The organism is Pseudomonas sp. GL_103, assembly GCF_057835175.1.
This window is the reverse complement of sequence record NZ_CM174420.1, coordinates 3,383,464-3,399,294: the sequence shown is the minus strand read 5'-3', so window position 1 is coordinate 3,399,294 and position 15,831 is coordinate 3,383,464. Positions and strand designations below refer to the sequence as shown.

The window sequence follows — 15,831 nt, the reverse complement described above, 5'->3', positions numbered from 1 at the left end:
GCTTTTGTACCATGAACGGTTAAAAGGCCTTGAACGATGTCATGCAGGCAATGTTCAAGGCCTTTTTTTATCGAGACTAAAACCTTAAGGTGGCTGGTGTTTATCCGTTGCTCAGTGCTGCCATGTTATTTTTGGAGTTCGGACAAGACGGTTTCTGACATTCCAACCCAGGATCCTACCATTATCGCCATAAGTGGCCGTCGCTTTGATCAGCGAGTCGACGTCGGCAAAGCGAATTTCATCCATAGCGCTGATCATTCCTTTTTTCAGATAAACACTATCGTCATCAATCGATATTGGAAACGCCACATGTCTTGACGAGAAAGGATCAAACTGAAACTGGAAACTATATTTGCGGTCGAGCATAAACATCCCGGGTTTATTGAGTTGTTCTTGTAATGTAGTCGGGAGATCAGGATATGAAGACCATGGCAGCTCGATGCTGTCCATCATACCAGGAACCTGTTTAAAACCATTTGACTCCAGAGCATCAAGCAGGCTCTCGAGGCTCTTGAAACGAACATGATCAATGTTTGGCCATTCTTCGTGTTCAATATAGATAATAGTGTTGTCAGTCTTGATGGGGGTGTAGCCAATATCGCCATTGGTATCGCAGTATAAAATGGCGAGATAACTAAAGTTTTCTTCTTTCCAAAGTGTTTTGAATGCGGAGTTGCGGGCCTCATCGGAAATATACATCGTGCAAAATCCTTTTGCGGTTAGTTAGGTTTTTAAACTCTATCGCGAAAGATTAGAAAGCTGCGCGGGGAATGTATTGCCGGGATTTTCAAGTTTTAAATTATTGTTGCGTTGCGGTTTATCTGGTCGGTCAGTTAGTTTGACTTGTGTCCCGTTTTTTTGCCTGCGAATTTTTACCCGATGTCCTCCACGGCCCGGCGAAATCTCTGTAGGCAGCAGGCGACCGTTCCTGCTTTCGGCAAGGCCGCGGCTGGTTATGTTGGTGTTCCAAAAACAGTTGCCATGGAATGCACATGAATGACCATCAGACACCGCTTCATTCCGAACCTGCGCCGCTGCGCGAAACACTGGAGTCTGTGGTGAGCGCGGCTTTGCCGCAGTCTCCCGAGCAGTTCGGTGCACAGCTGATCAAGGAAAAGTGGGGGCAAGACATCGACCCGCAAAACGCCCTGTTGGTCACTCTGGATTACCGTTACCGCGGGCACTCGCCGCAGGACGGTATCGAGCAAGGCCAGGTGGCAAACTCGCAAACCCTGGTGCAGGCGTTGCTGGCGAACTACCAGACCGTTGGTGACGGGCGTTTTGCCGAAAGCCTATTGGGTTTGTTCACACCGCCCGATGTCGGCCCGTCCATTCGCATCGTGGAGCATGTCGATGAATTCGCCGACCACGGCAATGGCAACCACCACACCTATGAAGGCATCTATCGCCGGACTGCGCCCCAGGTGTACGGGCCGGCAACGCAAATTACCCTGAGGCCGGCGGCGTTCAAACAGTGGGTATGGGATCTGGATCTGCAGACCCGCTATCAGGCTTACCTTGATAGCGCCTGGCCCTCCGATAAGCGAATCGTCCAGGCGGCGCCTTTCGACCTGAGAACCTCGACCAGGGCCGCCTTTATCATGAGCGCCTGTCTGCAACATCAGGAGGGCAGTTTGAGTCAGGAAGGCCTGGCCCTGGCCATGCAGGCCGTCGGTTTGCCAGCGGAGCAGGCCTGGAGTGCGTTGACCATCGATCAGGTGCAGGCGCCCACTCGCGTCAATGCGCCGATCGAGGTCGGGCGGCTGACGATCTATCGCTACACATCGAACGATATCTGGTGTTACCGCCACCGCCGCAGCGGCCGGGTCTTGTTGAATATCCCCGGCAACTCCTCACCCTTGCATGAATTCGCCGACTTGCCGCACCTGCGCCAATGGATCGTGGCTCAAGGCCAGGTTGCCGCCACACGGCAAGCGCTGGTCGCGCATTTTGCCGAGGACGATCGTGAAGACGGCACTTTCCATGCGGGTGTGTTGACGGCGTTGGAGGGCATGTCGGTCTACCCGAGGGAACACTGGCTGACAAAGAACGCGGGGTTCTTCAACAACGACGGTTTCTGGGACCCGCAGGACTACATCGACCTTGAGCGTGCGCCAGCCGACACCGACCCGTTCGCGCAACTGGTGCTGACCATGAAGCAGGCCTCCATGGCCAGCGTCAAAACCATCCGTGACGATGCCCAGGTCAATCGCGACAACCTGAGCGCAGTGGTGGAACCGCTTGTGCAGTGGATCAACCGGCTCGGGCCTTTGGCATTGTTCATTCCGGGAGGTGAGGGCGTCCTGGTGCTGGCTGGGCTGATCGACGCCGGTTACGGCCTCGACCAGGCCATCAACGGTAAAACACCGGGGCAGCGCTCCGAGGGCGTGACGCGCACGGTGTTCGGCTTGCTCAATGCGCTCCCGCTGGCCGGGGCGGTGGCGGCACTCAAGGGCGAAGAAAAAATCGCCGGAACGCTGCACGAGCCGGGGGGAGAGCCGCATCCCGAAACGCCGGTCCAGCCCATACCCGGATCGGTTTCGGCACCGGTGTCGACACGTGTGGAGCTGATGCGAGGCGTTTGCGCACCGCTTGCGGCCTTCAGTGATGAGGTATTGGCGCAGATCGCCCGGGTCAGCACGGTCGACGACGATATGCTGCGCCTGATGCAGACCGGTCGCGCGCCGACGCCGATGCTTGCCGACACCATCACTCGTTTCAAGCTCGATCAGGAACTCGAAGCCGTCGCCGATCCGCAAGCACGAGCCGGATTGTTCAACGCCCGCTATCAGGCGCTCCAACACTCGGACCAGGATTGGATTCGCCTGTTTCAGAGCGAATACCAAGGTTTGCCGAAAAGTGCCGTGGAGCAGATCCTCGATCGTTCGGGGGTCGACATCGATCGGCCCGTCGACGCTGACGAGGCCCTGCAACTGTTCAAACGCCTGGATAACAAGGCGCGCGAGTATCAGCAGCATGTACGACTCAACCGGGCCTACGAGGGCCTGTACTTGCGTTCGGTCAGCCATCCCGATTCCGATGTCCTGGCGTTGCATTCACTGCACCGCCTGCCCGGTTGGCCGAAAGGCTTGCGCATCGAAGTGCTCGACAGGTCAATCAGTGGCCGGGGCCTGGACCGTTGCGGCCCGCTCGATTCGGCGGATTGCCGGCGCTTGATCAAGGTCGGTGACCGCTGCCGGTATACCACGGTGGCGGCTACCGACGGCGAGGGTTCGGATCTGTTTGCCGCGCTGGTCGATCTGTTGTCAGGGAAGGAACGCGCGGCGATGTCGTTAAGCTCGCCCGACTCGGCCAGCCAATTGCGCCTGCGCATTGGCGGGCACGCCTTATCTCGCTCCGAGCTGATACTCGGCTTGAATCGAATGGATTCGCGGTTGCCCTTCGAAGCCAGGGGATTGCGCGGCGGCGGCTTTCCGAACACGCCACAGGGCGCTGTGCTGGCTCACGAAATCATGCGCATGCAGGTCAAGGATCTGTATCCGGAATTCACCGATGCCCAGGTGGACGAGTTGCTCCTGATGGCAGGTGCCCGGGCGCAAGCGCTGGTGGATCGCCTGACTCTCGAAGTGCGGCAGTTGCATGCCGATCTGCGCCACTGGGTCGACCAGACCGTGCTGGATGTCGATGACATGGACGTGGATTTTCTGGCGGTGGGCGATGACGCCGCAGCGGGCATGAGTCCTCAGCAGGTGGCGGCGTACAATGTCGAACTGCTGCAAACCGTGATCGATAACGAGCGTGAAACGCGAAATGAACTGGGCGACGAGCTGATGAGCATCTGGCAAAAATGCCCGCCCCAGATCAATCGAGTCATGTCCGGCGAGGTGTGCTGCGGTTACAGGCTGGACCTGGGGTACGAGGACTTCCATCGCTTGCCGACAATGAACGTTCGCTTCAATGAAGTCGTCGAGCTTTCGATGCAGGGCCTGCACCTTATCGAACGCGAAAGCCTGAACGCATTTCTCGAAAGCTTCCCCAATCTGCACTCCCTGAACCTGGAACGCGTGGATCTGCGTCGGCTCAATGCAGACGATGTACTGGAGGGGGTATTGCCTCCACCGGTTCGGCAAATGACTCGACTCACAACGCTCAACCTGAGGTCCACCTTTCTTCAGCTTCAAGAGAACACGGCTTCGCAGTTTCGTGATCTGTCGAGCTTGCAAACGCTGGAGCTGAGTGACAACCCGTTGACTGTTCCGCCCGTGGTATTGGGGATGAATGAGTTGCGTGTGTTGAACCTGAGAAACACCGGGATCAGCCGTTGCCCGATTGGCATTGCCGATCAGCCGTACCTCACCTCGCTCGACTTGCGAGGCAACCGGATCAGCCGGGTTCCTTACGCGACCCTGATTCAGGCGGTCTCCCGGGATAGGGTGAAACTGTGGGGTAATCCGCTGACGGATGAAGAGACGTTGTTGCGTCTGGTGGATCATCGCGAACGCACCGGTATCAATCTATGGCTGAGTGAGCCGGGTGCCGATTATGGCAGTGCGACGCCCTGGCTGGAGGAGGGCGATGAAAGTGTGCGCGAGGCGCGGCAACAGATCTGGCAACGATTGGCCGTCAAACCATCGGGTAGTACGTTGCTCCGGGTCATGGATGGATTGAGCCTGACGGCGGATTTCCAGGTCGGCTATCGGTCCCTGCAGGCGCGTGTGTGGCGCTTGCTGCAGGACGCGGATGCGTCAGAAGAGTTATGGGGCTGGTTGCGGCAGTGTGTCGAAACGCGGATGGGCGATGCGCAGAATCCGTTCCGGTTGTTCGTGGTGCTGGAGGATCGAGTCCGGCTGTACCGTGATTGGGTCGCCATGGGGCGGCCGATGCCGCTGGCCGACTATCCGCTGTTTTAGCGGGGAGGGTGGAACGCCTTGAACCCCGGGCCGGGGTTCAAGGCGTGACGGTCAGCGACGACGGAACAGTGGCAGCGGTTCGTCGGTAGCGGCCTGGTAGGTCACCGAGAAGTCCCTGAGGCCTTCAAGGGCTTCGTGCGGATCTTTGTCGGCGCGAATGGCGAACGCGTCGAAACCACAGCGATGCATGTAGAACAACTGGTCACGCAGCACGTCGCCAATGGCCCGCAATTCGCCCTTGAAACCGTAACGGTCGCGCAGCAGGCGGGCGTTGGAGTAGTTGCGGCCATCGGTGAATGCCGGGAAGTTCAGGGCGATGACCTGGAACTGCGCCACGTCTTCGCCTATTTCCTCGGCTTCTTCATCGGCGTCCAGCCAGATGCCCAGGCCGCCATCGCGGGCCAGGAGCATGCGGCTGTGTTCGCGCCACAGCTGCAACGGCACGATGAGGTCGTCGCAGTTGCTGATCTCGTCGATGTTGAAATCCTTGGGCAGCAGGTGCCAGGTCTCGTCGACGACCGCGTTGTTCTTAATGATTCGCTGCATAGACACGCTCCTTGAAGAGGTCGATGCCAATACGCTGATAGGTGTCGATGAAGCGTTCGTCTTCGGTACGTTGTTCGATGTACACGTCGATCAGCTTTTCGATCACGTCAGGCATGGCTTCCTGGGCAAACGACGGGCCGAGGATCTTGCCCAGGCTGGCGTCACGGCTGGCGCTGCCGCCGAGGGAAACCTGATAGAACTCTTCGCCTTTCTTGTCCACTCCGAGGATGCCGATGTGGCCGACGTGGTGGTGACCACAGGCGTTCATGCAGCCGGAGATGTTCAGGTCCAGTTCGCCGATGTCGAACAGGTAGTCCAGGTCGTCGAAACGGCGCTGGATCGATTCGGCGATCGGGATCGACTTGGCGTTGGCCAGGGAGCAGAAATCGCCGCCCGGGCAGCAGATGATGTCGGTCAGCAGGCCGATGTTCGGCGTGGCGAAGCCTTGCTCGCGCAACTCGCCCCACATGGCGAACAGCTTGTCCTGCTCGACGTCGGCCAGGATGATGTTCTGCTCGTGGGAGGTGCGCAGTTGACCGAAGCTGTAACGGTCGGCCAGGTCGGCCACGGCGTCGAGCTGTTTGTCAGTGATGTCGCCCGGTGCAACGCCGGTCGGCTTCAGGGACAAGGTCACGGCCACATAGCCCGGCTTCTTGTGGGCCAGGGTGTTGCGCACGCGCCAGCGGGCGAAGCCCGGGTGTTGCTGGTCGAGCTCGGCCAGGTCGGCGGCCTGGTTTTCCAGGGCCTTGTAGTCCGGGTCGACGAAATGCTTGGCGACGCGCTGCACTTCGGCTTCGGTCAATGTGGTCTGGCCACCGCGAAGGTGCTCCATTTCCGCATCGACTTTCTGCGCGAAGACTTCAGGCGTCAGCGCCTTGACCAGGATCTTGATCCGCGCCTTGTACTTGTTGTCTCGACGGCCATAGCGGTTGTAGACCCGCAGGATGGCGTCGAGGTAGCTCAACAGGTCTTGCCACGGCAGGAATTCATTGATGAATGCACCCACCACTGGCGTACGGCCCAGGCCGCCGCCGACCAGCACACGGAAGCCCAGCTCGCCAGCGGCGTTGTGCACCGGCTCAAGGCCGATGTCGTGGACTTCAATGGCGGCACGGTCGGAGGTCGAACCGTTGACGGCGATCTTGAATTTGCGCGGCAGGTAGGCGAATTCCGGGTGGAACGTCGTCCACTGGCGGACGATCTCGCACCATGGGCGCGGGTCGATCAACTCGTCTGCAGCGACACCGGCAAACTGGTCGGTGGTGACGTTGCGCAGGCAGTTGCCGCTGGTCTGGATCGCGTGCATCTGCACGGTGGCCAGTTCAGCGAGAATGTCCGGAATGTCTTCCACGGCCGGCCAGTTGAACTGCACGTTCTGCCGGGTACTGATGTGGGCGTAGCCCTTGTCGTAGTCGCGGGCAATCCTGGCCATCATGCGTATCTGACGCGAAGTCAGCTGGCCGTAAGGCACGGCGACTCGCAACATAGGCGCGAAACGCTGGATATAAAGGCCATTTTGCAGGCGCAGGGGGCGGAATTCTTCTTCGCTCAGCTCGCCTGCCAGATAGCGTCGGGTCTGATCACGGAACTGCTTGACGCGGTCCTCGATGATCCGCTGATCGTATTCGTCGTATACGTACATATAAGTCCTGTTCTCAGGCTTGGGCCGGTCGGAAACAGCGGCGTTTTTTGGCTTGCTGGCGTCCGATAAAACCTCGGCAATTCTGCGCGCACGGCCGCGCACTCCCTACGGAGCCGGGGCAAGATACCAGTTTGCAGTTATGCGTAAAAGTGATGTTTGAGCATATGTAAAGAACCAAATCGCCTAATGAGAATCGTTGTTGCAAAGACCCTGTTTGTGATGCGGGCAATCGTCGTCTTTACTCTGCTCGAGTCTTTATGCAATCACCGATAAAACCGACAAGAGGCGATGCAATGAGCAACCCAACCAAAGCACGGAAAAGCGATAGCACCGTTGATGCATGGGCAATTTTGTTCCTGATCATTCTGGTCGTGGGGACGGCGGTTTTCTGGGTCAGTCATCAGTAAGCGACACCGTCCGGGCCCGGTTCCGACGATTGTCTGACAAAAACCGGAAAAATCGCCGTTTTACGGACGTTCGCTGGCTATAATGCGCGGCGAATTACCGGGGGCTCGGACGACCAATGTTGAAGTTTTTGTGTGGCGTATTACTGACGCTGGGCATGGTCGTGGGGCCTTGTGCCCAGGCGGCGTCAGTGCTGTTCCTGAACCCGGGAACTCCCACGGAAGCTTTCTGGATGAGTTACTCGCAGTTCATGCAGGCCGCGGCGACCGACCTGGGGATGGACTTGCGCATCCAGTATTCCGACCGCGTCTCCGAAAGCACCCTCCGCCAAGCTCGCGAAGCCCTTCAAGGCCACCATCGTCCCGACTACCTGGTCTTCGTCAACGAGCAATACATCGCCCCCGAAATCCTGCGGCTGGCCAAGGGCAGTGGGGTAAAGCTGTTCATGGTCAACAACGCCCTGACCCCGGATCAGATGAAGCTGATCGACGCCCGGCCTGACAAGTACCCCGATTTGCTCGGCAGCCTGGTGCCCAACGACGAGGAGGGCGGCTACCTGATGCTCAAGGAGCTGATCCGACAGCACGGCCCGGTGGCCCCCGGCCAGACGATCGAATTGCTGGCCTTTTCCGGTTTGAAGATCACCCCGTCCGCGCAATTTCGCGAGAAGGGCTTGCGGCGTGCCTTGGCCGAGCACCCCGAAGTGCGTTTGCGGCAGTTGGTGTACGGCGGCTGGACCCGGCAACGTGCCTGCGAGCAGGCCAGGTTGCTGTTCAAGCGCTATCCGCAGACATCGCTGGTCTGGGCCGCGAATGACGAAATGGCGTTCGGTGTGATGCAGGCGTATGTCGAAGCCGGAGGTGTACCAGGAAAAGGCGTGCTGTTCGGCGCGATCAACACTTCACCCGTGGCGTTGCAGGCACTGCTGGACCGTCGCCTGAGTGTCTTGCTGGGCGGGCACTTCAGCCTCGGTGGCTGGGCGCTGGTGCAATTGCATGACTACGATCAAGGCGTGGACTTCAGCCAGTACGGCGGCCGTGACCGACAGATTCCGCTGTTGCAACTGATCGATCGGACACAGGCCAAGCGACTGCTGGCGATGGGCGCCGCGCAGGACTTCGGCGTGGATTTCCACAAACTCTCGGCCAAGGGACGTCCCGCGTCCTGGCGTTACCCGTTCACCCTGCAAACCCTGATGCACTGAGTCCCATCAAACCCCGGCCAGCAGCAGCACCAGCTTGACGATGCCGAACAGCGTCAAGGCAAACACCGCCGTGAACACAATCCCCAGAATCACGAAATGACTCGGCTTGCCGTGAGTGAAATCACGGGCCCGGTTCTTCCCGCTCTGCACCCCGAACGCCGCCGCCATGACGCTGTGCAGCATTTGCCAGAAGGTCGGCGGCTTGTTATCGGCCGGATCGTCCATAAATCCCTCGTCTGAAAGTGGGTGCACACAGCATAGCCAATCTGCCGATTCGTGCCGTGGCTGCCTGAAACGCTTTGTCTCGCCTTTTCGAACTTGCGGTAACTATGTACCGCAGTTGTCCGGGCCTTGGGTGGTGTCCTGTCGCTCCATTTACCAGGAGAGACAGTATGAGCATTTCATCCCGCACTTCGCCCCCGACGTCGACGGTGCAGTCGCCTACTGAAGGTTCAGAATCCAAGCCGTTGCTGCCAGGAAAAAGCAGCATGCACAGTGATTCGCTTGAGCGCATGACCCCCGATTGGTTGATCAGCGCGACGTCCCCTAGGCGCGCAGCGATCAAAGATAGCGCAACACCCCTGCCGGGCTGGTATGTGCACGCATCCGGCGTGCAACAGCAGGCACTGAGGGCAAGTTTCAACGCCAGTTTTATCTCGCAGTCCCGGCTGGACCAGACGATGTCCGCGCTGCACGATGCCGAAACATTCGCCGGGCCGATTTTGGCCAAGGCTCTCAAGGACAGGTTCTCGATCGACGTCGACGTCAACAAGACCTGGGTGTGCCTGCGGCGTCCCCTGGAGGTTGGCGTGTTCGATATCGAAGTCACGTCTTTCGAGGTGTTGAAGCTGTCCTTGCTCCAGGCGGCATTGCACAACTTCGAGGCCTCGGAGTGTGAAGAAGGGGCCTTCCACCGTGGTTCAGGGTTCGTCGTCGAAACGCCTACCCCCGGTATATTCCAGGATGTTGCGCTGGGCATGACGGTCAGGCAGTTCTTGTCGCTGTGCCGAACGCTGGATATCGGAGCGCAGTATCAAACCTGTGTGAACGGGTTTTTCCAGCCAGCCGATACGCGGGCGCAAGCCAACCTGCGCGAGCAATTCATCGACAGCCAGAAAACCGCAATGAGGGCGGCAGCCGACCTGGCGTTGTTGAAAAAGGACATCGAACCGCAAGACTACTCGATGATCCTTTCGGTCATTGGCGGGGAAGTCCATCCCCGGATGGGCGACAGACAGGTCTGGTTCCGCGATCTCATCTTGATGAAGCGCCGGATGACCGGCTGTGTGGTGTTCAGCATCAGCGAGCAGTATCGCTACACCAGCGATTTCATCGTCTACATTCCCCATGATCCCGAACATCCGCTCAAGCGCTACACCTCGGCGCAGTTGCGTGACGAATTCAAGCGCCAGTTCACGGCCGGCAATTCACGGGCCGCAAGCAATGGCAGGCCGACCGCACACCAGCGTTTTTTCAGTCAGTTCGTGGCCTACGCCGACCGCCCTTACTATTTCAGCCAGTTCACCCGCAAGGCGGCGGACGCTCCGAGCGGTCCATTGCATTCCTTCTGGGTCAAGGTCGCCCAGTACATTCCGCCGATCTCCACATTCGTCGGTATCAAGGAGCTGCCCCCTGAAACCCAGGGCAAGCGCGAACCGGTGGAAGACCCTTACCTCGACCCAATGGGTACAACGCGCAATGGCGTAGCCGGAATCTGGTCCGCCAATACCGATCTGTGGACCTATCTCTACGAGCAAAACCGCGCCAAGGTCATCGCCGATGCGCGCAGCCATGCGGTCCCGACCGCCGAAGTCGATGCAAGGGTTCGGGCGGCAAAGCTCAATCACCTGCTGGAAATCGGCATGCTGGGCTTGAACATGGTGTCGATGTTCGTACCGGTGCTGGGCGAGATCATGCTGACGGTGATGGCCGGGCAATTGCTGTACGAATCGTTCGAAGGGGTTATCGAGTGGAGTGAGGGTGATCGCGTTGCTGCCAAGGCGCACCTGATCGATGTCGCGGAAAACCTGGCGTTGATCGCGGCGATGGCGGGGGCCGGCAAGGTGCTCGGCAAGATAGCGCCGGTTGCACCGGAGCCCGTGATCGAAGGGTTGGACGCCATCAAGCGCCCCGATGGGGCGACACGGCTGTGGAAACCCGACCTGAAGGCCTATGAGTGCAACGTTGAGCTGGGCGATGACATCACCCCCAATGCCCTGGGACAGTTTCGTGCGAACCGCAGGACTTACTTCCGCCAGGCGGGCAAGGTGTATGAGATCACCTTTGATTCAACGCTGAAAAAATGGCGCATCAAGCATCCATCCGATACCGGGGCCTGGCGGCCGATTCTCGAACACAACGGCCACGGTGCCTGGCGCCATACGCTGGAACGTCCTCTTGAGTGGGACCGACTGACTCTGTTGCGGCGCATGGGCCATGGGACCGAGGCCCTGACTGACGAACAACTGCTCACCATCGCCGATGCCAGCGGTACCAGTGACAGTGCCCTGCGCAAGATGCACCTCGATCATCTGCCTCCACCTCCCGGGCTGGCCGAGTTGTTGGCGGCGTTCGAGGCTGGCCCAGGGAGCACCGAGGCGGTCAAGGGGCCGGTGGCGATGCTGCGGCGTGCTTGCCCGGGGCTGAGTGAATCCGCTGCCAACAGGGTGTTGCTCGATGCCAATGCCGAGGAACTGGCGCGGTGGCAAACGACGCGACGGATTCCCTTGAACATGCTTGAAGAGGGCCGTTGGTATGCACGGCAAGGGCGCGTCAACCAGGCTTTTGCCGGGTTGCTTCTGGAACGTATGGCTTCGGGGGACAGCCGATGGCTCGCCCTGCATTCCCTGGAAAAACTGCCGGGCTGGTCCGACAACGTGCGCCTGGAAGTGCGCGACGGTCACGTCGAGGGGCCGCTGATCGATGGCATTGGCAGTCAGACTGCCGTCACGCGCAAATACGTGGTCAAGAAAGGATCGGCCTACCAGGCGTTTGATGAGCGCGGTGAGGAGCTCAACGGCATTCCTCGAGGTGAAGATAATTTTTACCCGTCGATCATGCATGCCTTGCCCGACGCGGCGCGCCAGGCGCTGGGTGTTCCCCATGTGGCTCAGGGCAGCCAGTTGCGCACGGCAATCATCGACTATGCCGTCGCCCATCGTGGCGAGCTGGTGCAACGCCTGGAGACACGCACCGGTAAGCGTGCGACGTTCAAGCCTCCGGTTCGGGTCAACGAACGGTTGGTGGGGTACTACGCCAGCGGGCGCGGGCAAGGGATCAACCCTTCGCTGGCAACGCGGGTTCGGGATGTCTATCCGGCGCTGACCGAACAGCAGGCCAACGGATTTGTCCTGGCGCAGCTGCGTGCGGGAAAAACCGATGCGCAGATTTACGGTTTGTTGCAGGCCCGCCTGCGCGAGTGGGAGACGCTTGAGTCGACGCTGGATCATTGGGTTGGCGAGCCATCGCCGAGCTCTGCCCTGGAGCGCATGCTGGGCGGCAAGGCTTCGGTTGCGCAGAGTCTCAAGGATAGCTGGCGCAACTCGCCGTTGGCCGCAGAGCAGGCGCGCTTCACATTGCTTGACCTGACCTGTGATGAAGCGCTGCCTTCGTTGTCGGCGGATTTCTCCCATGTGCGTGATCTGTACGTCCGGGGCCGGTGTATCACCGATGCCAATTCCGATGCGCTGTTGGCGAATTTTCCCGGGTTGAGAAAGCTGCGGATCAACGCCACGGGCAACCAGTTCAGCAATGTTCCCGAGGTCATCGGCACGATGCTGGAACTCACGGATCTGAGTCTGTATTCAGCCACTCCCTACGCCGCCGACATGCCGACGAGGCTGAGCGCGTTGACCAGGCTTGAATACCTCAATGTCTATTGTTCGGGGTTCACGCCGATTGCGCTGGATGTCAGCCAGTTGCGCAATCTGCGCCGGCTGGAAGTGCTTGCACCTTCGTTGTTCGAATGGCCCGCCGGCGTGCTCGAGCTGCCGCAGCTTGAGCGATTGAACCTTAAGGATACCGGGATCAGAACCCTGCCCGACGGCATTTTCAGCGGGCATGAAAAGCTCTGGTCCGGACTGTCGCTGGACTGGTCGAATTTCCTTCGTGAAAATTTCCGGCCAGCGTATGAGTACGCCAAAAGGCAACCCCCACACCTTGTTGATCTCGAGGAAATGGTCAGGGATTACAGCAAGGGTGAGTTGAGACGCCTTGGCGAGGGCATCGAAAAGAATCACGAGGCCTTGTTCAATCGGTTTGTCGAGCAGTGGCAGGACGCCGAGGCGAGGTACGGAGCGATCGAAGCCTTGAGTGAGCAGCACCATGTACTCAACCGCAACCTCAACGACTGGTCCTATCGTGCGCTTAAACTGTCGACAGCGATCAACGAAATAACAGGTCGGACGTTAGCGGCAAATTCCCTGAGAGCCTGCTGGCGCAACGGCGTATTCAAGCGCTACGGCGCTACGGCCAATGCCTCGGTGCTGGACTTGCCAAATCTGGGGCTGAGTGATTATCCCGAGCTGCCGGCCGGTGCTTTCCCGGAGGTGCAAACGCTGTATTTGAGGGGGAGTAAGGCGCCAACAGCACAGATTCGCGGCTTCATCAGCGGGTTTACCGAACTTCAAACACTCGACTTGCGTAGTTGCGGCTTGACCGAAATCCCCATCGGCCCCGAGGATCTCGGAAAATTGACTCAGCTGGATCTCTCCAATAACGGGATTGTTGTCGATCCGGGGGTTCAGAAAGGTCTCGATGGGTTGCAGGCGCTTGAGTATCTGGACCTGAGCACTAACCCCCTGAACACCCTGGACGTCAGCGCAATGACTCGCCTCAAGGCCTTGAACCTGCGCACGACTGAGCTGCGGGAGTGGCCGGCAGGCGCCCAGGATTTGCCGGAGTTGACCTGGCTGGACTTGCGCGACAGCAAGATTTCCGAGCTGCCGGTGGCGGTGCTGGAAAATGAGGTATTGCTCAAAACCAATCTCGGCGGTTCGCCCTTGACCCCTCAGGCTGGTGCAATGCTCCGGACCGCCTGGCAGCGAATAGAAGTTGCCAGGGTGTTGCCAGAGGGTGCCCTGCAGCGGTTCGCCACGGAGCCGATACCGCTTGCTTTTCCGCCGTCCGAGAGTGGGTTTTCCATTGCGCAGCAATTGCTGGCGCTGCCTGAGATTCCGGCGGGAGAAGGGGCTGAGGTTTTCACAAGGCGTCTGCAGCGTTTGAGGCCGACACTGGCGGATGATGAAGCCTTGCAAGCGCTGGAACAGATGCGCGAGCGCGGGGCGACCGAGGTGCAAATCAGCGAGCGCCTGGCCGGTTGGGAGCAGTCCTTCGAAGCGCTTACGCGCCAGTTGAACGGCTGGATCTTTACACGGGGAGTTGACGGCACAGGCTGGATGATGTCTTCAAGCATTCGCAGGCTGGGCGCCTTGCGCATCCTCGAATGCTGGCGCGAAGGCCTGACCGGCGTGGAAGGTGCTGCCAATACCGTTTTGGATCTGAGCGGCTTGCAACTGGGTGATCTCCCAGAGATGCCGACAACGTTCGAGCACGTCGGCAGGTTGAACCTGACCGGTGTAAAACTGACCCGGACAGGCTCCGACGGGTTCCTCGCCGCCTTTACCCGGCTCAAGACCCTGGAACTCAGTGGCAATGGGCTGGTGGCAATACCCGAGCCTGTCCAGCACATGGATATGCTTGAACGCCTGGACCTGTCTTCGAACCGGCTGAACGATCCCGGACACGTAATAGCCTCCCTGAGTAATTTGGAACGGCTGACGTGGCTGGATCTGGGTTACAACGAGCTGGACTCCTTTGACATGAGCGCTTTCGAGGCATTGGTGACGCTAGATTTGCGCAATAACATTCTGACCCAGTGGCCGCAGGGCACGCTGGATGCTAGTCGTCTCAGAGTCCTGAATCTGAGCCGCAACGTCATTACAACGGTTCCCCTGCAGGCCCTGGATGGCAATCACAACGTCCTGATGATTGGTGTCGATCTGAGCGACAACAACCTGGCCTCCGAGAGTCTGGAGCGGTTGCGGGTTTATCGTGAAGCGGGCGCCCGCGATGTTGTACTGGGGATCTCGAGCTCCGAGCTAGATGAATTGATTGATGATGCTGACGACGACAGTGACGGCTTCGAATTGGATGAAGAACTCCCTGAGGTTGAGCCTGACTCCGCGCAAAAGGCCCCTTGGCTAGCCAATGCGCCTGCGGAGGAACAGGCCGGTAAAAGCGAAATCTGGAATCAGCTGGCGGCCGAGCCGGACAATGCTGCGTTCTTTCATTTGCTCTCGCGATTGCAGGACACCCGGGAGTTTCGGGTGGCCAAAGCCGACTTGACGCGAAGAGTCTGGACAGTGATGGAGGCCGCGGCCAGCAACAGCGAACTTCGGGAAGTCCTGTTCGCCAGTTCGAGTACCCATGGCACCTGTGTCGACGGGCGAATCCTCACGTTCAGCGGCCTGGAAAGCAAAGTATTCACCCACAATGCCTTGCTCGACATTCCGCCTGGAGGCTTGAGTGTGAAGGGCCAGGCACTGCTGAAACTGTCCAGGCAGCTGTTCCGACTGGACAAGATCGATGATCTGGCGACCAAGGCCGCGGCTCAAACCGGGGAGGATGAGGCCGAGGTGCGCCTGGGCTATCGAATCGGCCTGACGGAGGGCTGGGATGACGGCCTGATCCTGCCGGGTCAGCCGAAACACATGACGTATGCCTCGGGCGTCACGCGGCAACAACTGGCGGACGCGCGCGTGGAAATCGTCAATGCGGAGCGGTCCGACGGGTTTTTCGAAGACTTGATCCAGCGCGACTATTGGGTGAGTTATCTCAAGGAGAAATACCCTGAAGTCTTTCGGTCACTTGATGAAGTGGAGAGTCAGGGAGGGGAAGATGATGGGGTTGAGAGCGCCGATGATGCCGCATTCATGAGTCAGCTTTTCGAACTGGCGGCGGCGCGCAACGCGAAGATGATCGAGCTTTCCCGCAAGGAGGTTGCGGAGCTTGCGGGTGAAGAGCCGCAACCTGGGACATCGGCCTTGAACAGCTAAATCAGCCGCTGGACAACCAATGTGGGAGCGAGCTTGCTCGCGATAGCGGTCTATCAGTCAACATTAATGTTGAATGTTACTCCGTCATCGCGAGCAAGCTCGCTCCCA

The 15,831-nt window shown here is 59.2% G+C and carries 7 protein-coding genes; 3 read left to right on the top strand and 4 right to left on the bottom strand.

Annotated features, from left to right (window positions below):
* Positions 1-111 precede the first annotated feature (111 nt).
* Positions 112-699 carry a hypothetical protein gene (locus AC3IP0_RS15310; protein ID WP_489315988.1) on the bottom strand — a complete coding sequence of 196 codons (588 nt, stop codon included), beginning with the start codon at positions 697-699 and terminating at the stop codon, positions 112-114.
* A 293-nt stretch (positions 700-992) separates the two neighbouring features.
* Between AC3IP0_RS15310 and AC3IP0_RS15305 the strand changes: the two genes are divergently transcribed.
* Positions 993-4,871 (top strand): dermonecrotic toxin domain-containing protein, encoded by a 3,879-nt coding sequence (locus AC3IP0_RS15305; protein ID WP_489315987.1) that lies wholly within the window; start codon positions 993-995, stop codon positions 4,869-4,871.
* 51 nt (positions 4,872-4,922) lie between these two features.
* Here AC3IP0_RS15305 and AC3IP0_RS15300 read toward each other — a convergent pair whose 3' ends face one another.
* Positions 4,923-5,417 (bottom strand): DUF934 domain-containing protein, encoded by a 495-nt coding sequence (locus tag AC3IP0_RS15300; protein WP_489315986.1) that lies wholly within the window; start codon positions 5,415-5,417, stop codon positions 4,923-4,925.
* A complete protein-coding gene (locus AC3IP0_RS15295) occupies positions 5,401-7,059 on the bottom strand; it encodes a nitrite/sulfite reductase (RefSeq protein WP_489315985.1) in 1,659 nt (552 codons plus the stop codon). The genes AC3IP0_RS15300 and AC3IP0_RS15295 overlap by 17 nt, the downstream gene beginning before the upstream one ends.
* A gap of 523 nt (positions 7,060-7,582) precedes the next feature.
* On the opposite strand from AC3IP0_RS15295, the gene AC3IP0_RS15290 reads away from it, so the two are divergent.
* On the top strand, positions 7,583-8,668 hold the full coding sequence (locus AC3IP0_RS15290; protein ID WP_489325158.1) for an ABC transporter substrate-binding protein: 1,086 nt from the start codon (positions 7,583-7,585) through the stop codon (positions 8,666-8,668).
* Positions 8,669-8,674: 6 nt separating this feature from the next.
* On the opposite strand, the gene AC3IP0_RS15285 is transcribed toward AC3IP0_RS15290, so the two are convergent.
* Positions 8,675-8,893 (bottom strand): DUF2970 domain-containing protein, encoded by a 219-nt coding sequence (locus tag AC3IP0_RS15285; protein ID WP_347906962.1) that lies wholly within the window; start codon positions 8,891-8,893, stop codon positions 8,675-8,677.
* A gap of 263 nt (positions 8,894-9,156) precedes the next feature.
* Between AC3IP0_RS15285 and AC3IP0_RS15280 the strand changes: the two genes are divergently transcribed.
* Complete coding sequence (locus tag AC3IP0_RS15280; RefSeq protein ID WP_489325156.1) at positions 9,157-15,723, top strand: NEL-type E3 ubiquitin ligase domain-containing protein; 6,567 nt, start codon at positions 9,157-9,159, stop codon at positions 15,721-15,723.
* Positions 15,724-15,831: the final 108 nt, after the last annotated feature.